Below are 22910 nucleotides of genomic sequence, written 5' to 3' on the forward strand. Positions count from 1 at the left end.
ATCGTACTTGTCAGCCTAAGCTTTTCAGCTTTTCACAGAATTCGGATATTTTCTGTTCGTTAGCGGGGTCGGGCTTATCCTTGGGGTCAACAAGGTAAAGTTCAGCCGCCACAGCATCAACACCCAGATAACCTTTCAGCTTGATGAGTGCCTTGTCGCCGCCCGCCGCTGTAAAGCAGCTGATAAAAGCAAAGGTCTTACCTTTGAGAGAGATGAGATTTTCCTGTATGAAAGTACGCAGAGGGGGTGCGATAGTGTTAGCCCAGACAGGCGAACCAAAGATTATGAGATCATAATTTTCAGCGTTGAAGGAATAGGGCTGGAGCTTTGGCTTTTCACCCATAACTACGCTTTTTCCACCCCAGAACAATTTAGCAAAACCCTTATCGGGGTATGCCTTTACAGGACGTACAGGGATAAGGTCAGCACCGATATTTTCAGCTATCTTATTAGCTGCAAACTCGGTGTTGCCGTTCAGAGAATAATATACTATTGCTGTTTTCATTTTCACTACTCCTTATCATATATCTTTTTCCAGCCGAAGCTGTTGTATTCATTTTCGATACGGTCGATGAGTTTATCTCCGAACACCCATATCTCCTGACGCCAGGGATGACCAAGATAGCCGAATGAAAAATCCTCGGCTATGAAGAAATAGTAATCGCCGTCAGGACAAAATGCAGGAAAATAATTCATGCCCAGACATTCCCCGGTCTTTTCATCGACAGAGGGTACTGACTTCATATCATCCTCATCACGCGGGTCGAAAAGAAATGCGGAATGATGCCAGTCAAGAGCGTAGATGCATTCTCCGACCGATGTTATATCTTCCAGTACAGATGGAATTTTCTTGTTAAGAATGTCTATCTGCGCATCTGTCATATCATCTATAGCATAAACCGAATACCTCTGCTTAATGGCAAAGGGCAGAGGCACATTCATGGAATGTCCATGATAATCGTATGAGGGCTTGAAACCCAGTTCGGAATAAACTCTGTCCCAGATGTAGTCGTACAGAGGTTTTCCGTCCTTTGTCTGAAAATCTATAAGCATGGCAACTCCTTTTTGCTATCGCCGAAAAATCTGTCGCACCAGCTGTTGACTGCGCTAAGCATACCGTCGATATCAAGAACGCCATAGGCAAATCCCTTGCGAACAAGTTCAGCAGGCAGATATTCATCATACTTCTCAAAGAGAGGAACTTCCTTGGGATAGACAAGTTCCATGGGGTCGATGGGGCGTGCGATTTCTTCGCGCAGTGTGCTGAAAAATGTATATTCGTCCGCCGCCATTGTGAACTGTATAAAGTACGGGCGGCAGCTGTCCAGCCCGCGCATACGCAGTTTTTCCCTGCACCTTACGTTGAGAAAACGCTCCAGCGCAAAGAATGAGTAGGTTCCAAGCCACGGGAAAAGCGCCCACATATCTCCGCCGAGATTGATGAGGTTTTCGCAGACGATACCTGAATTTCTGGCTGAAAATCTTGCCTGCGAAAGCCGTGCCGCGGCATTTTTCATAAGATAAGGATAGGTCTTGTCCTCGCATAGTACTTGCTTCATACGCGCGAGTATCTTTGTGTTTATATCACCGGGACAGTCACCGAAATAGGCAGGAACTTTGCCTTTGACAGGTTCGCAGAAGACCAGATGACGCTTTCGGTCAAGTTCGGTGACTATCCACACCTGACCTGCAATGGCTATCTTTTCACCCACAGGAGGAGGCATAACAAGAGTGCCAAGCTCCTGTGATTCACACCTGACAGTGTACTCCTCGTTCTCCTGAAATACGGCGAAGAATCGGAAGTTATTCACTATCCGCTCCCCTGCCAGACCAACTATCAATCCGCCCTCATCAGTACGCTGGATATGATCGGTCTCGATGAGGTGGCGAAGAAGTATCTTGTAATCCTCGGTGGATATACGGTGGAAATATTTCAGCGTGAGTACCCGCTGTGCCAGCTGTGCGGGAGTAAGTTCACCGCACGATGCAAGAGTGCTCATAGTCTGGTGATAAAGCAGGCTGAAAGGCAGTCGGTCAAGCCGAGGCGGCTCCACCCAGCGCTCTTCGAGATAGACCTGCACCAGCGCTATGCCCTGCAGAAGCTTCCACGGAACTGTGGAAGGCAGCATAGTCCTTGGTTCGGGCATATCCTCGCGGATAACGAACCACATTTCAGGTGGCAGATCGCGTCTGCCTGTGCGACCCATTCTCTGCAAAAAAGAGGATACCGTAAACGGCGCATCTATCTGGAATGCGCGTTCAAGTCTGCCGATATCTATGCCAAGTTCAAGGGTGGCGGTGGTGACTGTGGTCATCTGAACGTCATCGTCTTTCATGGCAGTTTCGGCAGTCTCGCGATAGCTTGTGGAAAGGTTTCCGTGATGGATAAGAAAGCGGTCGCGCTCGTGATTTGCCTCGCAGTATGACCTGAGAGTTGTGGTCACTGCTTCGCATTCCTCGCGGGAATTTACGAAAACAAGGCACTTCTTTCCGCGGGTGTGTTCAAATACATAACCCATGCCGGGGTCGGCATTTTCGGGAGCTTTGTCCGTCGCCTGTTCAAGAACCGGCAACGCCTTCCGGTCAGGTTTTCCGTCGGCAGCCTGATCGTTGCTTATGTAGAAATGCTCCATGGAAAGCCGCCATTTTGAGCCTTTTGCTTCTATCTTCGGAACAGCTGTGCGCCTGCCTGTGCCATAGGAAAGGAACTCCCCTGCTGCCTGCGGATCGCCTATGGTGGCGGAAAGTCCGATCCTGCGGGGATTTACTCCAGCCTGTCTGCAAAGACGCTCGATAAGACATAGGGTCTGCCCGCCCCTGTCACCCCGCATTAAGGAGTGAAGCTCATCTATAACGATGAATCTAAGGTCACCGAAAAGCTTTGTAATCGCCGAATGACGGCGTATCAACATGGCTTCGAGAGATTCGGGAGTTATCTGTAATATTCCCGAAGGGTTCTTCATCATGCGCGACTTGTGGGACTGCGCAACATCGCCGTGCCAGTGCCAGACCGGTATGCCTGCGTCCTCGCAAAGGTCATTAAGGCGTGAAAACTGATCGTTTATCAGGGCTTTCAGCGGACCGATATATATGGCTCCCACAGACCTTGGCATATCCTCGGAAAACAGGGTAAGTATAGGGAAAAAGGCAGCCTCAGTCTTGCCCGAAGCCGTAGAAGCCGTAAGCAGAAGATTATCATCGGTATTGAAGATTATATCTCCCGCCGCAGCCTGTATCGCTCTCAGGCTTTCCCAGTTATTGCGGTAAATAAAGTCCTGCACGAATGGTGCATAGCGGTCAAAAACGTTCATTCTCTGTCCTTTCCTTCAAAAGAAGTATTTTCATTTTTCTTCTGAAGTTTCTGCGCTGGCGCACTTTTTCCCTGTACCAGACTTTGTTGTGATTATTGCACCAGCAGGCGTATTTTGTGTCGAAACTGTCTTCTTCGGTCATGTGCTTGTGGATATTTCCCTTGGTCATCTCGTACCTCTCAAATCATTCAGATAGCTGTCAGTTTCCTCCCGGGAGCTGATTTTCCCGAAGTCCCTTTATGAAGCTTTCAAATTCGGTATCCGGTTTTTCTTCTGTCCACGGCATATCGTCGCGCTTTTTACCGACCACGGACAGCCTATGACTATCGACCTTTGCGATATCATATCTCGAACTCTGCAAAGTCAGTCTCAGCGGTCTCATCTTCGGCTGCGGTTCTTGAATATTCCATTCCGCCCGATGATATGAAATCCGGTATATCAAGGGCAGGATTCTGGAATACTATATCAAGCAACTCGATAAAATCGCGTATGACCTCACGGGGGGTGATATGGCTGTCAGCACCTATCCTGCCGAACTCCGTTTTTATGAAAGTTATCATATCCGCCTGAGTTATCCTCTGTTCATATCCGAAAAGCTGAGCGTGTATGTCGGCAAGTTTTTCAGTCAGCACAAGCATTTCCTCATATGTCAGCGGAACAAGATGTATAACCGGTGCAAGCATATCCCGAATGCCCTCGCGCCCGAAACGTCCCTCGGCAAGTCTTGACCTCAAAGCTTCATAGCTGTAAACACCGCGGCGGGTATCCTCGATGCACTGGGGCGTACCGCCCATTATTATACCAAGATACTTAGCCTTGCCCTGCAAAGTATCGTTGTACATGGTGAGTATTTTTTCGTAATTGTACTGACGGGTGATGGCATTGGGTATCTTGTAGATGTTTACAAGCTCGTCCACCAGCACAAGCAGACCGCTGTAACCCGCCTTTTTCAGGAACATGGCAAAAAGCTTGATGTATTCGTACCAGTCATCATCGGTGATAACGATGTTTACTCCAAGTTCACTTTTTGCTTCCGTCTTGTTGACGTACTCACCGCGGAACCACTTCACTACCTTTGCTTTCTGTTCATCGTCACCAGATACAGATGCGCGGTAGTATATGGTCAGCAGCTTTGCAAAATCAAATCCGTGTACCATCTCGTTGAGGGCGTTTATTACCTCGAATATCTTCTTTTCCACCACAGCCGAAAATTCGGGTGAGGTTATATCAAGTCCGCTTTCTGCGGCGGCTTCGGACTGGACACCGCTTATCCATCTGTCAAGGATAAGGGTCAGCGCACCGCCGTCGGGGCGGGTCTTGGTGGACATATTACGTATAAGTTCCTTGTATGTTGCAAGCCCCTGACCCTTTGTGCCCTGCAAACGTCTTTCGGGGGAGAGATCGGCATCCACCACAACAAAATTTCTGTCCATGACATGACTGCGTATGGTCTGCAAAAGGAAGCTTTTGCCGCTGCCGTATTTGCCGACTATGAATCTGAATGAAGCACCGCCCTCTTCGATTATATCAACATCGTGAAGCAGTGCATCAATTTCAACCTCTCTTCCCACGGTGATATAAGGCAGACCTATCCTCGGCACAACTCCGCCTTTCAGCGAATTGATAACCGCCTGCGCTATCCTCTTGGGTATCTTCATGGAAGTATCATTCCTTTCAGTTCTTCTTCATAATCTTCGATGACAGCTGGGGTATCGCCGTCAAATTCGATGACCGTATCGGCAAATATATCGTAAAGTTTTTCGTTTATACTGTCCGCCAAGACAGATGGCATTGACCCTGCATTTCTCGCAGCAGACTGATAGTCGCCGCCGTAAAGCAGTGCCTGCATGAAAGCATACTCGCCACTGTCAAGTGGTGTGGTGTTCTCTTGCACACTTTCATCGGGAGATTCTTCCTGTACATCGGGCTGAGGAAGTATGTCCTCTTCGAAATCTTCTTCATCAACGATAAGCTTCTCCCGCGTTATATCGGCGGCACGGCGGATACTTCCAAGTTTAGAAAGATCAATATCCACCCGCATCGCTTCGGCGCGCTTTTTCTCTTCAAGCAGGATATCCGTCTGTTCGGTGATGATTTTTGAAAGCTGCTTTGTGATATCCGTGGTTTGAAGCTGTTTTTTGAAATCGTACTTTCTGCGCATCAAACTGTCAACAGCCCTAAGAAACTGTCCGACTTCCTTATTGCTGTGAGGTTTGCCTACGTAACCCTCGGTGAACCATTCACCGCCCCTGCAAAAACAGCGGCGGACATCGTCTATGACCACGGAATTCTGAGGTGATGAACGGTAATAGCAGAACACTGCTGAATTAAACATCTGATGGACGCTGATGGTGCTTTTTCCGAAGAATTTTTCAAACAGAGTCTTTTTGCGGTGAGCGCCGTAATAGTCTGAAAATGCCTTATAACTCCGCACCGCAACGGCACGCAAATCCTCGGGATAAGCTTTGTAAAAAGCGGATTTTTCTGCATTGTAAGATGACATTACGCAAAGGGCGGAGAAAACTTCATCGTCAGTGTGGCTATCTGTATCAAGCAAAACGCATAGCGCATCATCAAACTCAAAGATACCGCTGTTTTTGAGCAGAGCAATATCCAGCCCGTAATATATGACCATATCATCAAGCCACGCAGAAACGAACCTTTTAAGCTTTGGCTGAGTTTCGCCATAATGTTCAAGCAGAGTTTTCAGCCTGTCATATCCCTCGCGAGGATTTTTTACACCAATGAGATTTATCAGCTCATAGACATACACAAATATGTAAGAAAGGCTTGTCTCTCTGTACTCGCCGCGCCTGATGCGTGTGCGCCATGTAAAGTAAGTGCGCTGCTGTTCAAAGGTCATATCATTGTAGGTGGGGAAATAGTGTTCAAATGGGACTTCTTTCTCAAAATCGTCCTCGAAGTCTGCCATGAAACTTCCCTGCTTACCGAAAAGCCATTCCCGAGAGCGCCACTGTGCCTCGGGAGAATATGCCATTCTGCGCATCTCCATAAGCTGAGCAGGGGTGTCATCTTTGGGCGGGACAATATCCCGAACAAGCTGAGAAGCGCGTTTGAGTATGGGTTCATCACGGTATACTTTTTCACCTAGAGTTTTGCTTTCACGAAGCTTAGGGTCACCCATTATAAGCTCGATAAGATCATCGATATTTTTCACGCGCCCACCTCCGTTCACAACATAAGTTAATCAATTAATTATAGCACAAATCTTTCCCAAATTCAAGTGCGGGCAGTACGTTTCAACGGACAGTAAAATAATTTTACGGCAATTTGTAAAAAAATTCCTGAAATTTCCGTTAAGTACTTGATTTTTGAATTGAACAGTGCTATAATATCAGTGTTAAAATTTATATAAGGGGAGCTTGTAGACAGGCTGAGAGGATAGCGACTGAGCTATCGACCCGTAACCTGATTTGGATAATGCCAACGTAGGGAATATGATACCGTATTTTCGGGGGACTGTTTTTTGCGTGCAGTCCCCCTTTTTTGTTGGGAGGAATGAACATGGTAAAACTGAACGGTGAACAGCGTGATCTTTCGGGCAAGACCGTCACCGAACTGCTGAACGAGAACGGCTATGACCCTAAGCGTGTAGCTGTTGAGGTCAATCTTGAGATAGTACCGAAATCGCAGTACGACAGTACAGTTTTAAAAGACGGCGATTCCGTTGAAGTTGTAAGCTTTGTGGGGGGAGGCTAGATGATACCCTCAAAAGAAGAAATGTATGCCGCACTTGAAGAACGTCACGGCAAGGAACTGCAAAAACGATTCGCTGAAGCGGCGGTTGTGATATGCGGACTGGGAGGTCTGGGCTCAAATGTTGCCGTCAGCCTTGCGCGGGCAGGGGTTGGAAAACTTCACCTTATCGACTTTGACAAGGTGGATATCTCAAACCTGAACAGACAGCAGTACTTCCCCGATCAGCTGGGGATGTATAAATCACAAGCCCTGACTGATACGCTGAAAAGGATAGCGCCATACTGCGAGATCACATCTCGGACAGTAAAGCTAGATGAAAGCAATATACCTGAACTTCTGTCAGATTACCCCATAGTCTGCGAATGTTTCGATAACGCCGAACAAAAAGCCATGCTTGTTAACACGGTGCTGGAATATTTCCCGGGAAAAAAGCTGGTAGCCGCTTCGGGAATGGCAGGGCTTGGAAGTGCGAACACTATCGTCACCCGCAGGATATCAAAAAACTTCTGGCTGTGCGGTGACGGAAAAAGTGATGTGGGCGGTGGACTTGGGCTTATTTCTGCCCGAGTTGCAGTATGCGCCGCACATCAGGCAACGATGGTGCTAAGGATAATTTCGGGTGAAGAAGAAGCCTGATAACGAAAGGACGATATTAATGGAAAACAATGACAAGCTCGTCATAGGCGGGCGCGAATTTAATTCAAGATTCATACTGGGTTCGGGAAAATATTCCCTGTCACTGATAAAAGCCGCAGTTGAAAACGCAGGTGCTGAGTTGATCACCCTGGCGGTAAGACGCGCAAACACCAAGGAGCACGAGAATATCCTCGACCATATCCCAGAGGGAGTAACTCTCCTGCCGAATACATCGGGTGCAAGAAATGCCGAGGAAGCTGTGCGCATAGCAAGACTTGCAAAAGAACTGGGCTGCGGTGATTTCGTAAAGATCGAGATAATGCGGGATACAAAATATCTTCTGCCCGACAATGCAGAGACCATCAAAGCAACAGAGATACTCGCTAAAGAGGGATTCATCGTAATGCCCTATATGTATCCCGATCTGAACACTGCAAGAGACCTTGTTAATGCAGGCGCGGCTTCGGTAATGCCTCTGGCTTCTCCTATCGGTTCAAACAAGGGTCTTGCAACAAGAGATTTCATACAGATACTTATTGACGAGATCGACCTGCCCATAATCGTAGATGCGGGCATCGGCAGACCCTCACAGGCTTGCGAGGCTATGGAGATGGGTGCGGCTGCAGTAATGTCCAACACAGCCCTTGCAACTGCGGGCGACCTGCCCATGATGGCAGATGCTTTCCGCAAGGCAGTTGAAGCGGGCAGACAGGCTTACCTTTCGGGTCTCGGCAGAGTTCTTGTAAGAGGTGCATCGCCCTCGGATACTCTGACAGGTTTCCTCAGGGACTAAGGGGTGAAAATGATGGAAAACAATTTTCTGTTTGATTCCGAAGGTCTTTCCGAGGAAGCTTTAAAACGTAAACACAAGCTGGAAAATGACCCCTCCTGCCGCACCGATCATATGAAATATATGAATGACCAGGAGCAGATAAAAAGCGATATACTTGAAAAAGTAATGACGGAGTTTGACAGCTACGATTACAGCACATACACCGCTCTTGATGTTTCCCGCGCATTGCAGAAAAACACTATAGGTGTCGAAGAATTTAAAGCACTGCTCTCCCCCGCCGCCGAGCCTTTTCTTGAACAGATGGCGGAGAAAGCCCGTATTGAAACCAGAAAGCATTTCGGCAACACTGTGTACCTTTTCACACCGCTGTACATAGCCAATTATTGTGAGAACTACTGCGTTTACTGCGGATTCAACTGCTATAACCATATCCGCAGAATGAAGCTCAGCATGGAGCAGATAGAGCACGAAATGAAAGTAATCGCTGACAGCGGCATGGAAGAGATACTTATCCTCACAGGCGAAAGCAAGACCATGAGCGATGTAAAATACATCGGTGAAGCCTGCAAGCTTGCGAGAAAATATTTCCGCATGGTGGGTGTTGAGATATATCCCGTGAACGTTGAGGACTACAAGTATCTCCATGAATGCGGAGTTGATTACGTCACCGTTTTTCAGGAAACATACGACAATGTCAAGTACGAAACTCTCCACCTTGCTGGACACAAGCGTGTCTGGCCTTACCGATTTGAAGCTCAGGAAAGAGCACTTATGGGCGGCATGAGAGGAATCGCAGGTTCGGCACTGCTGGGACTTTCGGATTTCAGAAAAGATGCTCTCGCGACAGGTCTGCATATGTATTTTCTGCAAAGAAAATACCCCCATGCCGAGATATCTTTGTCATGTCCCAGACTTCGTCCAATAGTCAACAATGACAAGATCAACCACATGGATGTTGGTGAAAGACAGCTTTGTCAGGTGCTTTGCGCCTACAGACTTTTCCTGCCTTTTGCAGGGATAACAGTATCATCACGTGAGACAAAAAGCTTCCGCGACGGCATAGTAAAGATAGCCGCTACAAAGATCTCAGCCGGAGTATCAACAGGAATCGGCGACCACGAAAGCAAGTACACAGGCAAAGAAAATGCCGAAGAGGGCGACGAGCAGTTCGAGATAGCTGACACTAGAAGCTTTGAAACGATGTACAAGGATATGTCCGAAGAGGGCTTACAGCCTGTGCTCAACGATTATCTTTATGTGTAAGATAATCTGTATAACGAACCGAAAACTATGCCGCGGAAGTTTTCCCGAACAGCTGAAAAATATCGCGGCTAATCGTCCCGATTTGGTGATACTGAGGGAAAAGGATATGTCCGAAAAGGAGTATTCCGAACTTGCAGAAAAATCAGCTGAGATTTGTAAAGGATACGGCGTACCTTTTGCTGTGAACAGTTTCTGGAAAACAGCTGCAAAGCTCGGTATAAAAATAGTACATCTTCCGCTGCACATACTGAGGGAAATGTCCCACGAGGAAAAAGCGCAGTTCGATGTAATTGGAACTTCCACCCACTCAAAAGACGATGCTATTGAAGCAGAAGCGCTGGGTGCGGGATACATAATCGCGGGACATATTTTTGAGACTGACTGCAAAAAAGGTCTTGCAGGACGCGGGTTGGGTTTTCTTGAAGAAGTCAAAAAAAGCGTAAAGATACCAGTGTACGCAATAGGCGGGATATCTCCTGAAAATGCCGCAGATTGTATACGTGCAGGTGCAGACGGCATATGCATGATGAGCGGATTCATGCAGGCGGAAGACGTGTCCTCTTTTATGGAAAATTTGAAGAATAGTATAAAACGAAAGGAAAAGTAAAATGAGAGAATATCACACACAGATGGAAGCTGCCAAGAAAGGCATGATCACTCCTGAAATGAAAATAGTTGCAGAAAAGGAGTACATCGACCCCGAAGAGCTCCGCGCACTTGTGGCTAAGGGCGAGGTCGCTATCCCCTGCAACATCAATCACAAGTCTATCTCTCCCGAGGGCATTGGAACAAAAATGCGCACCAAGATAAATGTAAATCTTGGTATCTCCGGCGATGCAAAGAACTACGAGACCGAGATGAAGAAAGTCGATATGGCTCACAAGTTCGGTGCGGAAGCTATAATGGATCTTTCAAACTACGGCAAGACCAACACATTCCGCAAGCAGCTGGTGGAGAAATCCCCTGCCATGATAGGCACTGTACCTATGTATGACGCTATCGGCTATCTTGAAAAAGATCTGCTCGATATCACAGCTGAGGACTTTCTGAAAGTTGTCCGCGCCCATGCAGAAGAGGGCGTTGACTTCATGACTATCCATGCAGGCATCAACAGACGCGCCGTTGAAGCTTTCCGCCGTGATGGCAGAAAGATGAACATCGTTTCCCGCGGCGGTTCACTGCTTTTCGCGTGGATGATGATGACAGGCAACGAGAACCCGTTCTACGAGCACTACGACGAGGTGCTTGATATCCTCCGTGAATATGATGTTACAATCAGCCTCGGCGACGCACTTCGTCCGGGTTGTATCGACGATTCCACAGATGCGGGACAGATATCCGAGCTTATCGAACTTGGTTCGCTGACACTCCGCGCATGGGAAAAGGACGTTCAGGTAATGGTAGAGGGTCCCGGACACATGGCAATGAACGAGATAGCCGCAAACATGACTTTCCAGAAACGCATATGCCACAACGCACCTTTCTATGTGCTGGGTCCTGTTGTTACTGATATATTCCCCGGCTATGACCATATCACCACAGCCATCGGCGGTGCTATCGCGGCATCAAGCGGTGCGGATTTCCTCTGCTATGTTACCCCTGCTGAGCATCTTCGTCTGCCCGATGTAAACGATGTTAAGGAGGGTATAATTGCTTCCAAGATAGCAGCTCACGCAGCGGATATCGCAAAGGGCGTACCACACGCCCGCGACAAGGACAACGCTATGGCAGAAGCAAGACATAAGCTTGACTGGGACGAGATGTTCAAAATAGCCGTTGACCCCGAAAAGGCACGGGAGTACTTTGAGAGTACCCCACCTGCTGACAGACACACCTGCTCAATGTGCGGAAAGATGTGCGCAGTTAGAACTACAAACATGATACTTGAAGGCAAGAAAGTTGAGTTCTGCTCGGAGCTTTGATATCAAATGAGTTCGATGTAGAAATTCAGCGGCAACTGCAAAAGAGGAGAGCTTTGGCTCAAGCGTTGCGCGGCAGCAAACCAGCGACCAAAACAAAGCTATGCCGCGAAGGGAGCTTTGGCTCATGCCTTTCGCGAAAGGCTTGCGGAGAGCATACAGTCAGCAAAGCTGACTGTTAGAGGCAGAGCCTCTCGGTCAAGGCGCAAAAGCGACGCGGCAATAACGCAATAAATAGAACAGCGCACTTTCGACCAAATAAGGCGCGGCAATACCAAAAATTACGAGCGTATGCGACCGTATGCATACGCTCATTCTATGTCCGTAAATATATTGCCGCGCCCGAAATCGGACAGCGAAGCGAATCCGATTTCTCGACCCGCGGAACGATGGGCGAAAAGCAATCCGCCACACACTAAAACAGACTCTATCCAAACAAGTTTGGTTTTATTATAGCAAAAAAATAAACGATCCCCCGAAGTGCCGTTTAAACACTTCGGGGGATTTTTTCACCTTTCTATCTCAGCTAGATATTCAACAGCCTTATCCATAAGATAATCATTTCCATCGTCAAATATCGCGTGAAGCGCATTTTCATCGAAAGGTATTATGACCTCAGCATCGTCATCTGCCTGCATATCTGTTCCGCAGTCAATGAAAATCGTGCCGTCCTTGTTCAGCATCAGCGAACTTGAATAGCTGAATGTACCGCTTTTGAGTTTTATTGGCGAAACACCCTGCGCCGAACCCGAAGGTCCTGTAAATCCCATGACCGTTGTATTTTCAAATCCGCTCATAAGTTTTGTCAGATGATCGGCTGCACTTACGGAATCACTGCCCACCAGAAGTACTATCCTGCCCTCATCGCCAAGGATATTCTCCCCCTTGACGGTCACATCACCGACGGTCTTCCATTTGCCGTCGCCCTCGCTGACATAGCACTTTTTGTCGTGGTCAAAATAAGCATCGGAGACATAATAGTACTCGCCCTCGGGTGCAAAAACTTCTCCTATCGCCTTGACCATAGTTCCAGAACCGCCGCCGTTCTCACGGATATCGATTATGATATCACGAACGCCCTGATTTTTCATTTCGCGTATATTATCGCAGAGTTCCTGTTTCATTTGCTTGTGATTGTCTTTCTCGGACAATGAATCAAACTGCATCAGCTTGATGCGCAGACAAGCTGTGGTGTCATTGATCTTTGTAACTGTCATATGACCCACGTTCATGCCGCCCTTTATCTTTTTGAAAGCCTCTTTCACCCGCGAATAATAATCACCCGAAAGCTCTGTAAGTTCAACGGTTTTCTCTGCGCCGCTTTCGTCTTTTATTACTACCTCGGCAGTATCTCCACCGGTGCCTGCAGCAAAAAATCCCTCGTAGAACTTCTCGTTATCTTCGTCAGCAAAGGAATACATCTGCTTCAATTCGTTCAGCTCGTCAGCTTCAGCGGGGGCTATTCCGTTCCAACTGATTATCTCTGTGCCGTTTCTAATGCCCTTTTCTGAAAGACTTTCATCAGCTTCAATTGCAACAGTTCTGCCGTCGGCAAGGGTGCATATCACAAGACCGTAGTCATTTCCCGAGACCCTTGTGTAAGCCGCATCTCTCGTCTTTTCGTCTGAGCCGAAATTCACATGAAGATCGTGGAACTCAGCACAGAACTTGTACCATGCGATCTCATTGGCAACCTTGTCGTGAGCTTTGTTCGCCGCCTGAAATTCGGGCAGATATTTCTCATATAGCGCGTCCCAATCCACTTCTTTGTGCTCGGCAAGAACATAGTGAGCTTTCATACTCTCAAAGCCATCATTGAAATCTTTGACGTAATCCACACTGCGGTAAGTCTTGCTGAAAAGACACAGCGGCAGACTTATCAACACCAGAACCCAGGATGCCACAGATGCCGCTCTGCGTGTTTTTCTCTCGGGTATGAAAAGCCCGACTGCTGTCACAGCAGAAGCAAGATATGCAGGGATCAAAAGTTTTTCAAGCCCGGAAACATATACTATCAAAAAGCATGATGCAACAGGGACAAGCCATAAAAGTCTCCACTTTGAATTTTTCACTCTATCAGCATACCCCACCATATACCACAGCGCACCGCTCAACAGGGGCAGTAAAACCAGCATGACTATATCTAAAGTTTCAAGTTTTCCCATTTTACCGCCCCCTATTCAAGATCATCGCTGTGGAAGAAATTGTAGCCTATCACCAGATATAATGCCCCCACCGCCAGTGAAACGATAATGCACCTGACAATAAATCCTGCTTCGGGCATAGGGGTATAGACCACCTCAACACCGCTCTCCAGACCGAAGATGTGCCATTCATTGTACTTCATAAGCTTGCCTATGGAAGAAAATGCTGTCAGCACCCCAGAGTCATCATCAGCAGCTTTTAAAATGCTCACCACACTCATCAGACCATAAAAGGCAAGAAATGATAACCCCGAACGCCTTATGAAAAACGCTATCATCACATACAAACATGATAAACGTATGAAAGGAAAAGTCAGCAGAAGTATCCTGATAGCCACCGCACTGAATGGAACTGAATCGCCCCAGCCGTTAAGAATATAGCTTACACCAAGTGATGTGAAAACCATGATCAATCCGAAAAGAGTACACATAACTATCGACACCGATGCCCTTGCGAAATAAGCCTGCTTCCTCAGTCTGCCAGACATCATCTCATAGTTGGCTGTTTTATCACTAAAATCATCAGCACAGAAATATGCCGCAAAGAATGTCATTCCCATCATCGATAAGGTAACAATCGTATCGATACGGGTAGCAAAATCCGAAGCTGTGAGCTTCTGCCACTCTTCCAGACTATCACTACCGTTAAGATATTCCACCGCACCGAACAGTGCCGACAACAGCATCATGGCTGCAAACACAAGGTAATACACTCTGGTATGCGATATCTGATACAGCTGTGCTTTTATCAAATTCTTCATGTCCTCACCTCAATTCATGTCGCGTTTGCGCATCACAGTCAGACCTAAGATCAGGAAAACAGCTGTGCCGATAATGCCCGCTGCCGCCGCGTGACATAGTGTTTCTTTTTCGATAATATCCTTGACAACTAAAACATCTTCACCGTTAAAAAAGCCATAGCCCATATTTTTTGGATTCAGCAGTTTATCAAAAGTATCGATCGAAAACAGATACATCGCGATCTTAGTATCAAAAAGCTCATTTATCATAATAGTTGCCAGCATCGATACCATTGACAGTATATATCCCACACTGATAACTACCGCTCTGTTATGCATAAGAAATGTAAGAAAAGTGTAAAAGGAAGTGAAGCGTATAAGGGGAAGAAGACCCGCAATATATCTTATTAAAACTTCTTTGACAGCCATAGTGTGTCCCCACCCGTTTAAACAGGAGAATGTCAGCATAGGCAAGGCTGTGATAACTATATATACAAGAATATTCACTGTCAGCACCACAAAGAATCTGCCAAAGAAAACATCTCTGCGCTTTATCCCCGAAAGCATCTCGTAATTTACAGTCTTATCGGATAGATCACCGCCGCATATCATAGCCGTGTATATCATTATTATAACAGGTATCACCACAGAGTTTATCTCACCTATATAGCTTGCAAATAAACTTCCTGTTACCTTTGATATTTCCTCATCTGAAATTTCAGAAAACAGGATCGTTGCCATAAACATCACTGACAATATAAATATGGCATAAGTGCTAGTGCTTCTCAGTACCTGATACTTCTGTGCTTTCATCACATTTATCATTTTCTTCACCTACCAGTTTCATGTAGAATTCTTCAAGGTTAGCGTCGTGCATATGTATCTCTGTGGGTATTATGCCGTTTTCAAATAAGGTCTTAGATATCAGCCTAATCTCGTCTATACGCTCGTATAGTTCCACCGAACCGTCCCTGCGCACGCGGAAATCGTGTATACCCAGCTTGTTTTCAAGCATAGCGGGAAGAGCCGAGTTGTTATCCGTAGCTATGTGATAGAACTCATGACATTTATGATTGAGATCTTCAGCGGATATGGTCTCAACTATCTCGCCCTTGCGGATAAAAATATAATCGGTACAGAGAAGTGAAAGTTCGGATAGAAGATGTGAAGATATGACTATGGTTATATGCTCCTCACGGTTGAGTTTCAGAAGAAGCTCGCGTATCTCCACTATACCCTCGGGGTCAAGACCGTTGACAGGTTCATCGAGAACCATAAGTTCGGGCTTTGTAAGCATAGCCCCAGCTATGCCAAGTCTCTGCTTCATGCCAAGGGAAAAATTCTTCACCGATTTCTTGCCGGTGTCCGCAAGCCCTACCAATTTCAGCACTTCATCAACTCTGTCACTGTTGGGCAGACCTTTCTGTAGCCTTAGCTTTTCAAGGTTCTGCCTGGCTGTCATGTTCTGCTTTGCGTAGGGAGTTTCGATCATAAAACTCATTCTGCTGCGGGAATGTGCCAGACCTTTTTCGCTCTTCTCTCCGAAAAGTTCTATCTCACCTGCCGTAGGAATGACAAGACCTCCCAGCATTTTCATTATAGTCGTCTTGCCTGCGCCGTTAGGTCCAACAAGCCCGCAGATCATTCCCTTTCTTATGGAAATATCTGCGCCTTTGACCACAGTGTTTTTCATGTACTGCTTTGTAAGGTCAGTTGCTTTGATGATTATATCACTCATAGTACATACTCCTTTCGTTTGCATGATCTTTCCTTGATTATAATTCTAAAACAATACCTTAAAGAATTTCTTAAGTATATTTAATGTTTACAGATTATTCACAAACAAAAAGACACCCCGCAAAGCAGAAGTGTCTTAAACATTTTATAGATTTATAACGCTATTCTCCCTGAGAAAACTTTATCATCACCGAAAGCATATCATCACTGACATCAGCACTGACCTCAGCACCCTGTTTCTGAGCCAGAAGCTTGACTATATATAGTCCCAGACCTGCACCTTTTCCGCCCCTTGCACGGTCTGCGCGATAGGTGCGTTCAAAAAGGCGATCGGGTTCGGGAATATTCCCGCTGACGGGATTTGATATGGTCAGGCAACCATCCTCTGTGAGTGTCAGAGTGAAATACTCACGGGAATATTTAAGCACATTTCCCAGCAGATTGCCCAGCATACGCCCCACAAGCTGAGTGTCACCAAGGACAAATACCGTCTTGGGCGGCAAAGATATCTCGGGTTCAAGCCCGGAAAGCCTTATCATGCCCTCATTCTCCGCGATGAAACTCATAAGAAGATTCGTGAGGTTTATTTTCTCAACATCGACTATACCGCTCTCGCTTTCAAGCACTGCAAGCTCAAAAAATTCATCACACATCTCTTTAAGTCGTTCCGTCTTTTCAAGACAGATCTCCGCATATCCGCGGCAATTTTCACTGAGGGCGTTGTCACGCAGTATAAGCTGAAGATCACCTTTCATCACCGCAAGAGGCGTGCGCAGGTCATGGGCGATATCCGATACCGACTGCCGAAGTGAAATCTCTGCCTGCTCAGTTTCAAGTTTCAGCTTTTTCTGATGTTCTATGCTTTTGTTTATCTCTCCCGCAAGATCATTCATGTCACTGTCAAAAAGAGATATCAAAAGCTGACGGTCATAGTCGAACTCGGCAGTTCGTTCAAGCTCACGACGCATTACACGCAGCTGATGCTTCATGAGCAAAAGATATATCAGCAGAGCCGCACAGATGACCCCGAGTATAACAGTCGCGGCGATCATTGCGGTTTCCCTTTGAGCCTGTAGCCTATTCCCCAGACCGTTTCGATATGATCCTTGCCCGATGCTTTTTTCAGCTTTGAACGCAGATTGCTCACATGAACATTTATGGTGTTGTCCTCGTAGAAATACTGCTCGTTCCAGACCGTTTCATAAAGCTCCGCCTTTGTGTAGACCTTTTGCGGGTGTTCAAGAAAAAGTTTCAGCAGCATGAGTTCCTTTGCCGTAAGCTGTACCTGCTTTCCGCCTACTGTCAGACGGTTCTCCTCGGTGTTCAGCGAAAGCTCCCCTGCTTCAAGCACAGGCTTTGCCGAAAATGCTCCGCTTCTTCTAAGCACAACTTCTATCCTTACAAGCACTTCGTCAAGGTCAAAGGGCTTGATTATATAATCATCTGCCCCAAGCCTGAGCACTTCAAGCTTTGTCTCCATCATGGACTTTGCAGATATGACGATAACGGGAGTTTCTCCATTTTCCCTGAGTTCAGCTATGAGCCTTTCACCGTTTTTGTAGGGCAGCATAAGATCCATCAGCACCATATCGAAGCTCTCCCGTGCCAGCAGTTTCGATGCTTCATCGCCGTCAAAAGCCTGAACACATTCATAACCGCTGCTTTCAAGAAGTTCCTTTAATATACTGCTTATCTCGCGGTCATCCTCAACAACTGCTATCCTGATCTTCATAATACCGCCCTCCCTTTTATCTGTAGCAAAAAAATTATATCACAATATCCTCATAAAAGTCAACCCCGATATCCGTCGATTCACCGAAAACGATATAGTTCAAGCAGACACTTGCTTATCCTAATATCTATTTTTTGAAAAGAATAAGAAACTGACCACATCATAAAAATTTCTACGTTTATGTCTATAAAATCCCTTGACAAATGTATTTAACAATGGTATAATGTTTTTAGTTAATATTTAAAACGAAAATTTGAAACAACAAAAATATTTTAATGTTTTTCAAAGGAGGAACCAGAAATGAATAGAACTTCAAAACAAGCAGCCTGCTTGCTGCTTGCCGCAGGAATGGTGATGTCAACATCAGCACCTCTTTTCCTGCAGAGCCAGAGCAGTATAATTGCTTATGCAGGTGACAATGATTTCAGCTGGAGCGCCTACTCCAAAAAGGATTCTTCATGGTGGAAGAGCTACGAAGCTACTTCCCTTGCAGATGAAATGATCGCATATCAGCTCTCCGACGGCGGCTGGAGAAAAGATATGAAGACCGCTACCACAGGCTCGTGGAACAAGTCTACAATCGATAACAACGCCACATGGGGACAGATACGTTTCCTTGCAAGCGTATACAACGCAACAGGTACCACAAAGTACAAAACTGCCTGCCTGAAAGGTCTTGACCTGCTGATAAACGGTCAGTATTCCAACGGCGGCTGGCCTCAGGTATTCAATGATGCAGGTACATACCACGCACACATTACCTACAACGACAGTGCAATGGTACAGGTGCTGAAGATCATGCTTGAAGTTTCCCAGAAGTCGGGAGCTTTCTCATGGGTTGACAGCAGCTATCAGAGCAAGGCTGAAAGTGCTGTAAATAAGGGTATAAGCTGTATCCTTAAAACACAGATAAAGGTCAACGGCACACTGACTGCATGGGGTCAGCAGCACGATGAATATACACTTGCTCCCGCTGCTGCAAGAGCATATGAGCTGCCATCGGTATGTACTTCCGAGAGTGCGGGCATAGTTGATTTCCTGCGTTCGCTTCCCGATTCAAAAAAATCCGCAGACGTTATCCGTAGCATCAATGCCGCTGTAAAGTGGTTCGATGCAGTAAAGATCGAGAACAGAGCATGGGGCTGGAACTCCGATAAAACTGACAAGGTTGTAACATACTCCAGCGGCTCGACTATATGGGCTAGATTCTACGATCTCCAGTACAGTAAGCCGATGTTCGCCGACCGCGACGGCAAGGCTTATACCGACGTTACACAGATAAGCCTTGAGCGCAGAACAGGTTATTCATGGTACGGCACATGGTGCGCAAACAACATCAAGCTTGGCACTCTGCCTGAGCCTTCGAGTTCGACCCAGACACAGGGAACTCATTTCTATGTAGGCTACAGCAACAAATCCAACAACTACAGCACCATTCAGGCGGCTGTAAACGCTGCAGCAGCTAAGAATCCGTCTTCGGAGCAGACCCGTGTAAGCATACATATCGCTCCCGGCACATACCGTGAGCAGGTGCGTGTAAACACACCTTACATCAGCTTCATAAACGATGAACCATCCAAGGAAGTTAAGATCACCTGGTACTACGGCATCGGCTATAAGTATTACAGCATGGGCAGCGACGGATATTACAACGCCAGCAATGCATGGTCGAAGTCATCCAAGGGCGAGCCTACACGCTGGGGCAGTGCTGTTGCACTGGGTACCAAGGCATCAAATTTCCGCGCTGAGTATATCACATTTGAGAACTCCTTCAACCGCTATGTTACCGATGAGGAGCTTGCAGACGGCGTTGAGGTTTCGGGCAGCGAGTCCATCACATTCCAGCGTTATAAGGGTGCGGATGTAAAGAGCAAGACCGCTACCGAGCGTGCGGCCGCTATCGCTGTCGAGGGCGATTACAGCGAATTCTACAAGTGTAATTTCCTCGGAAGCCAGGATACCCTGTTCACAAGAGGCTCTCACGAATACTACCGCGACTGCCGCATCGAGGGCAACACCGACTATATCTACGGTCAGGGCACGTGTATATTCCAGAACTGCGACCTCGTATGGACTGGCTATACCGACAAAGCTGTGGGCGGCTACATCACCGCAGCAAAGAGCGACGGCAAATATCTGTTCTCAGGCTGTAACGTATACGGCACAAGCGGCATGAAGGTAGGCTCGGGCTATTTCGGCAGACCTTGGGGTGCCGATGCAGACGTTGCATTCGTTAATACAAAGCTTTCATCCGAAAGCATGATAACCTCCGCAGGCTGGACAAGCATGAGCGGCAACCAGCCCGGCAACGCAAGATTCAAGGAATACAACACCACAGTAAACGGTCAGGCAGTAAACACCTCGGGACGTGTTTCGGGTACTGTAAGGTACTCCGCAAGCGGACTTGATGTAAATACTTACCTGAGCGGCTGGGTTCCCTACTACTACAACTATTCTGGTTCTTATACCCCCGTTACCATCGACCCGATAAACGGCACACTTGTAAAGAGCCTGACAGTCAACGATACCGAAAACGGTGCAGACTGGGCAATTGGTTACAATTTCGGCTATGGCTCTCAGCTCTTCGGCGACCGTGATTTCACAGCAACAAGCGTACCCTCTTATCTTATTGGCGCAGAAGCTATCAAAACTGCCTGCGATTCCAAGACTGTAACATCTGACCTCGGCACATTCACTGCAGGTTCAAATATAACTGTTTATACAGCAGTTGACAGCCGTGTCACAAGCAGCGGTCTGCCCTCATGGCTTTCAAGCTGGACTAAGACAGGCGATTCTATCTACACCTCTAACAGCCTGACAATGGAGGTATTCAAGAAAACCTACTCTAAGGGCAGCCAGATCACTCTCGGCACAAACGGCGGTTCAACAAGCTGTGTAAACTACATCGTACTTGTTACCGAAAATGCTCCCGAGCCTATGAGTGGCAAATATTTCAAGAATCTGGTAGTAAACGATACTGAAAATGCTTCAGACTGGTCTATCAGAAATGATATGAGCAACGGCTTCCAGCTCTTCGGCGACCGTGATTTCACAGTATCGAATGTTCCCAGCTATCTCGTAAATGCTGAAACTATCCGCACTGCATGCGATTCCAAGATGTACACATCCGATTTGGCATCATTCACAGCCGGCGCAGATATCACCCTCTACGTCGCAGTTGATACCAGAGTAAACAATCAGCTCAGCTGGCTGAGTTCATGGACTCCTGTGGGCACATCGCTGTACTCTTCAAACGATGTTGAGCTCGCGCTCTACAAGAAGGATGTAAATTCCGGTACAAAGGTAACTCTCGGCACAAACGGCGGCGAGGGCTACTCCATCAACTACATCGTTATGGCTGTACCCAGACAGAATACACAGCAGACCGGCAGCAACGCTAACACAGTCACCAATATCAGCGTTCTCTACAACCAGCAGTACCACCAGATAAGATTCTCGTGGAAGCCTGTCAGCGGTGCAACAAACTACGGCATCGCAGTTTACCTCGCAGGGAAGTGGAGAGTTCAGACTTCGTCTCTCCCCTCGACCACTACTTACTACACCACTCCCAAGAACCTGACACCCGGCATGAGCTACAAGGTAGCAATTGCCGCAAAGGTAAACGGAGACTGGAATGTAAATGCGGCTATTAAGAACGCAGTGTACGTTACAGTACAGTAATTTACTAATAATCAAGGGACTATCTCCTCCCCTGAAGATCAAAGCTCAGCGAACCTAAAATGGTTCGCTGAGCTTATTTATTGCCGGAAAAGAATAGACCAAAAAGTCCCGCGGAACAGTACCGCGGGACTTAAACTTATATACAGAAAAATCGATCAGCGCTTTTTCAGCATCTTTTTGCCCTTGACGTGGGCTGCTATCAAAATAACATCGGTGATATTGACCTTGCCGTCACCATTGACATCTGCACGAGCCCTTCGCTTTTCATTCAGCATTCTTACACCCTTAACATTAGCTGCTGTCAATATAATATCCGAATTATTAACAGAACCATCTCCATTTACATCTCCGGGCATAAGTTCATCCTCATTGATATCCTCATCTTCATCATCAAAGATAATATCGGGTGTTTCCGGGTCAAGGATCTCATAAGCAAAACGTTTCTCGACGGCATAGATATACGCCTGAGAATTCATATAACACTTTATCTTGAATCCGCTTATCTTCGTGTAAGAAGCGGTATCGTTGTCATCAAGGCTGAAACCGAAAGCCGCTTCTTCTATCTTGACAACATTCTTAGGAATAGTTACCGTCTTCAAAGAAGTACAACCCATAAAAGCCTCATACTTGAATGTCACTGCAGAATCTTGTATAGTTACAGTTTTCAGCGCAGTGCAGTCCGAAAAAGCAGATTCTGCAACAGTCTGAAGATTCTTCGGCAGCTTTATAGATTTAAGGCTTGTACAGCCGCTGAAAGCACATACCCCAATTGTCCTCACCGAATCGGGTATTGTTACTGCAGTCATGGAATCACACTCCATAAAAGCGCTCTCTCCGATAGTCACAACAGTATCTGGTATAGTTACCGACGTTACAGAGTCGCACTGGAAAAATGCGTTATCCGCAATTGCTACAACCTTTTTGCCGCTTATCTTCGAGGGTATCGATACTTTTCCGCCATTGCCGCCATAAGCAGTTATCGCAACGCCACCACCGACAGCTTCATAGTAAAAATCGCCGTAAGTTTCAGCCGAAGCCGATACACTGTATATGCTATCCCTGACAGGCAGTATCCCGCTGCCGCCGAACACGAAAACAGCAGCCGCAAGACAGGCTGCAACCTTTTTATTCAACATATTTCCTCCGATCGTTTTTTCAATACGGTTTTGTTTTA

The 22910-nt window shown here is 46.8% G+C and carries 21 protein-coding genes and 1 riboswitch; of the genes, 7 read left to right on the top strand and 14 right to left on the bottom strand.

The genetic code is table 11. The features are described 5' to 3' along the window. Positions 1-10 precede the first annotated feature (10 nt). Genes BMY75_RS10105 through BMY75_RS10130 form a run of 7 tightly spaced genes read right to left on the bottom strand, consistent with a single transcriptional unit; the run spans position 11 to position 6489 of the window. Positions 11-505, bottom strand: coding sequence for a flavodoxin family protein (locus BMY75_RS10105; protein WP_074833392.1), 495 nt, complete (start codon positions 503-505; stop codon positions 11-13). Positions 506-510: 5 nt separating this feature from the next. Further along, positions 511-1053, bottom strand: coding sequence for a DUF2716 domain-containing protein (locus tag BMY75_RS10110; protein ID WP_074833393.1), 543 nt, complete (start codon positions 1051-1053; stop codon positions 511-513). Beyond that, the gene (locus tag BMY75_RS10115; protein WP_074833395.1) at positions 1044-3311 is read right to left on the bottom strand and encodes a DEAD/DEAH box helicase; all 2268 of its coding nucleotides are present in this window, start codon (positions 3309-3311) and stop codon (positions 1044-1046) included. The genes BMY75_RS10110 and BMY75_RS10115 overlap by 10 nt, the downstream gene beginning before the upstream one ends. Next, a complete protein-coding gene (locus BMY75_RS10120) occupies positions 3298-3480 on the bottom strand; it encodes a hypothetical protein (protein WP_074833397.1) in 183 nt (60 codons plus the stop codon). Before BMY75_RS10120 ends, BMY75_RS10115 begins: the two co-directional genes overlap by 14 nt. Before the next feature lie 30 nt (positions 3481-3510). After that, entirely contained in the window at positions 3511-3693 is a 183-nt protein-coding gene (locus BMY75_RS18245) for a hypothetical protein (protein ID WP_139199781.1), read from the bottom strand. Beyond that, positions 3653-4969: an ATP-binding protein gene (locus tag BMY75_RS10125; RefSeq protein ID WP_074833399.1), complete on the bottom strand. Its 1317-nt coding sequence runs from the start codon at positions 4967-4969 to the stop codon at positions 3653-3655. Before BMY75_RS10125 ends, BMY75_RS18245 begins: the two co-directional genes overlap by 41 nt. Continuing rightward, a complete protein-coding gene (locus BMY75_RS10130) occupies positions 4966-6489 on the bottom strand; it encodes a TerB N-terminal domain-containing protein (protein WP_074833401.1) in 1524 nt (507 codons plus the stop codon). Before BMY75_RS10130 ends, BMY75_RS10125 begins: the two co-directional genes overlap by 4 nt. 187 nt (positions 6490-6676) lie before the next feature. Next, positions 6677-6785: riboswitch (TPP riboswitch) on the top strand. Between the two features lie 51 nt (positions 6786-6836). Between BMY75_RS10130 and thiS the strand changes: the two genes are divergently transcribed. The 6 genes from thiS to thiC are packed head-to-tail and all read left to right on the top strand — an operon-like array spanning position 6837 to position 11645. Further along, the gene (thiS, locus tag BMY75_RS10135) at positions 6837-7031 is read left to right on the top strand and encodes a sulfur carrier protein ThiS (protein ID WP_074833404.1); all 195 of its coding nucleotides are present in this window, start codon (positions 6837-6839) and stop codon (positions 7029-7031) included. Continuing rightward, on the top strand, positions 7032-7667 hold the full coding sequence (gene thiF / locus BMY75_RS10140; RefSeq protein WP_074833406.1) for a sulfur carrier protein ThiS adenylyltransferase ThiF: 636 nt from the start codon (positions 7032-7034) through the stop codon (positions 7665-7667). 19 nt (positions 7668-7686) lie between these two features. Then, positions 7687-8460, top strand: a complete 774-nt coding sequence (locus BMY75_RS10145) for a thiazole synthase (RefSeq protein ID WP_074833409.1) — start codon at positions 7687-7689, stop codon at positions 8458-8460. Positions 8461-8472: 12 nt separating this feature from the next. Then, on the top strand, positions 8473-9723 hold the full coding sequence (gene thiH / locus BMY75_RS10150; RefSeq protein ID WP_074833412.1) for a 2-iminoacetate synthase ThiH: 1251 nt from the start codon (positions 8473-8475) through the stop codon (positions 9721-9723). After that, positions 9716-10330 carry a thiamine phosphate synthase gene (locus BMY75_RS10155; RefSeq protein WP_074833415.1) on the top strand — a complete coding sequence of 205 codons (615 nt, stop codon included), beginning with the start codon at positions 9716-9718 and terminating at the stop codon, positions 10328-10330. Before thiH ends, BMY75_RS10155 begins: the two co-directional genes overlap by 8 nt. Before the next feature lies 1 nt (position 10331). Then, positions 10332-11645: a phosphomethylpyrimidine synthase ThiC gene (thiC, locus tag BMY75_RS10160; protein WP_074833417.1), complete on the top strand. Its 1314-nt coding sequence runs from the start codon at positions 10332-10334 to the stop codon at positions 11643-11645. A gap of 506 nt (positions 11646-12151) precedes the next feature. Here thiC and BMY75_RS10165 read toward each other — a convergent pair. From BMY75_RS10165 to BMY75_RS10190, 6 genes are all read right to left on the bottom strand, one after another. Then, on the bottom strand, positions 12152-13807 hold the full coding sequence (locus BMY75_RS10165) for a S41 family peptidase (RefSeq protein ID WP_074833419.1): 1656 nt from the start codon (positions 13805-13807) through the stop codon (positions 12152-12154). A gap of 11 nt (positions 13808-13818) precedes the next feature. Further along, positions 13819-14607: a hypothetical protein gene (locus tag BMY75_RS10170; protein WP_074833422.1), complete on the bottom strand. Its 789-nt coding sequence runs from the start codon at positions 14605-14607 to the stop codon at positions 13819-13821. A 9-nt stretch (positions 14608-14616) separates the two neighbouring features. Then, positions 14617-15399, bottom strand: a complete 783-nt coding sequence (locus tag BMY75_RS10175) for a hypothetical protein (RefSeq protein WP_139199782.1) — start codon at positions 15397-15399, stop codon at positions 14617-14619. Beyond that, positions 15362-16324, bottom strand: coding sequence for an ABC transporter ATP-binding protein (locus tag BMY75_RS10180; protein WP_074833427.1), 963 nt, complete (start codon positions 16322-16324; stop codon positions 15362-15364). The genes BMY75_RS10175 and BMY75_RS10180 overlap by 38 nt, the downstream gene beginning before the upstream one ends. Positions 16325-16484: 160 nt before the next feature. Beyond that, positions 16485-17375, bottom strand: a complete 891-nt coding sequence (locus BMY75_RS10185; RefSeq protein WP_074833429.1) for a sensor histidine kinase — start codon at positions 17373-17375, stop codon at positions 16485-16487. Further along, positions 17372-18055, bottom strand: coding sequence for a response regulator transcription factor (locus BMY75_RS10190; protein ID WP_074833432.1), 684 nt, complete (start codon positions 18053-18055; stop codon positions 17372-17374). The genes BMY75_RS10185 and BMY75_RS10190 overlap by 4 nt, the downstream gene beginning before the upstream one ends. 300 nt (positions 18056-18355) lie before the next feature. Between BMY75_RS10190 and pelA the strand changes: the two genes are divergently transcribed. Then, positions 18356-21736: a pectate lyase gene (pelA, locus tag BMY75_RS10195; RefSeq protein ID WP_074833435.1), complete on the top strand. Its 3381-nt coding sequence runs from the start codon at positions 18356-18358 to the stop codon at positions 21734-21736. Positions 21737-21891: 155 nt separating this feature from the next. On the opposite strand, the gene BMY75_RS10200 is transcribed toward pelA, so the two are convergent. Then, positions 21892-22872 (bottom strand): leucine-rich repeat protein, encoded by a 981-nt coding sequence (locus BMY75_RS10200; protein WP_074833437.1) that lies wholly within the window; start codon positions 22870-22872, stop codon positions 21892-21894. Between the last annotated feature and the right edge of the window lie 38 nt (positions 22873-22910).

This window comes from Hominimerdicola alba (genome assembly GCF_900109655.1).
In the GTDB taxonomy this organism is placed as follows: domain Bacteria; phylum Bacillota; class Clostridia; order Oscillospirales; family Ruminococcaceae; genus Hominimerdicola; species Hominimerdicola alba_B.

What these genes read in the sequence shown, in the direction of transcription:
- BMY75_RS10105 (WP_074833392.1), bottom strand. Translation starts at nt 505, where the DNA reads ATGAAAACAGCAATAGTATATTATTCTCTGAACGGCAACACCGAGTTT.
- BMY75_RS10110 (WP_074833393.1), bottom strand. Translation starts at nt 1,053, where the DNA reads ATGCTTATAGATTTTCAGACAAAGGACGGAAAACCTCTGTACGACTAC.
- BMY75_RS10115 (WP_074833395.1), bottom strand. Translation starts at nt 3,311, where the DNA reads ATGAACGTTTTTGACCGCTATGCACCATTCGTGCAGGACTTTATTTAC.
- BMY75_RS10120 (WP_074833397.1), bottom strand. Translation starts at nt 3,480, where the DNA reads ATGACCAAGGGAAATATCCACAAGCACATGACCGAAGAAGACAGTTTC.
- BMY75_RS18245 (WP_139199781.1), bottom strand. Translation starts at nt 3,693, where the DNA reads ATGAGACCGCTGAGACTGACTTTGCAGAGTTCGAGATATGATATCGCA.
- BMY75_RS10125 (WP_074833399.1), bottom strand. Translation starts at nt 4,969, where the DNA reads ATGAAGATACCCAAGAGGATAGCGCAGGCGGTTATCAATTCGCTGAAA.
- thiS (WP_074833404.1), top strand. Translation starts at nt 6,837, where the DNA reads ATGGTAAAACTGAACGGTGAACAGCGTGATCTTTCGGGCAAGACCGTC.
- thiF (WP_074833406.1), top strand. Translation starts at nt 7,032, where the DNA reads ATGATACCCTCAAAAGAAGAAATGTATGCCGCACTTGAAGAACGTCAC.
- BMY75_RS10145 (WP_074833409.1), top strand. Translation starts at nt 7,687, where the DNA reads ATGGAAAACAATGACAAGCTCGTCATAGGCGGGCGCGAATTTAATTCA.
- thiH (WP_074833412.1), top strand. Translation starts at nt 8,473, where the DNA reads ATGGAAAACAATTTTCTGTTTGATTCCGAAGGTCTTTCCGAGGAAGCT.
- BMY75_RS10155 (WP_074833415.1), top strand. Translation starts at nt 9,716, where the DNA reads ATGTGTAAGATAATCTGTATAACGAACCGAAAACTATGCCGCGGAAGT.
- thiC (WP_074833417.1), top strand. Translation starts at nt 10,332, where the DNA reads ATGAGAGAATATCACACACAGATGGAAGCTGCCAAGAAAGGCATGATC.
- BMY75_RS10165 (WP_074833419.1), bottom strand. Translation starts at nt 13,807, where the DNA reads ATGGGAAAACTTGAAACTTTAGATATAGTCATGCTGGTTTTACTGCCC.
- BMY75_RS10170 (WP_074833422.1), bottom strand. Translation starts at nt 14,607, where the DNA reads ATGAAGAATTTGATAAAAGCACAGCTGTATCAGATATCGCATACCAGA.
- BMY75_RS10175 (WP_139199782.1), bottom strand. Translation starts at nt 15,399, where the DNA reads ATGAAAGCACAGAAGTATCAGGTACTGAGAAGCACTAGCACTTATGCC.
- BMY75_RS10180 (WP_074833427.1), bottom strand. Translation starts at nt 16,324, where the DNA reads ATGAGTGATATAATCATCAAAGCAACTGACCTTACAAAGCAGTACATG.
- BMY75_RS10185 (WP_074833429.1), bottom strand. Translation starts at nt 17,375, where the DNA reads ATGATCGCCGCGACTGTTATACTCGGGGTCATCTGTGCGGCTCTGCTG.
- BMY75_RS10190 (WP_074833432.1), bottom strand. Translation starts at nt 18,055, where the DNA reads ATGAAGATCAGGATAGCAGTTGTTGAGGATGACCGCGAGATAAGCAGT.
- pelA (WP_074833435.1), top strand. Translation starts at nt 18,356, where the DNA reads ATGAATAGAACTTCAAAACAAGCAGCCTGCTTGCTGCTTGCCGCAGGA.
- BMY75_RS10200 (WP_074833437.1), bottom strand. Translation starts at nt 22,872, where the DNA reads ATGTTGAATAAAAAGGTTGCAGCCTGTCTTGCGGCTGCTGTTTTCGTG.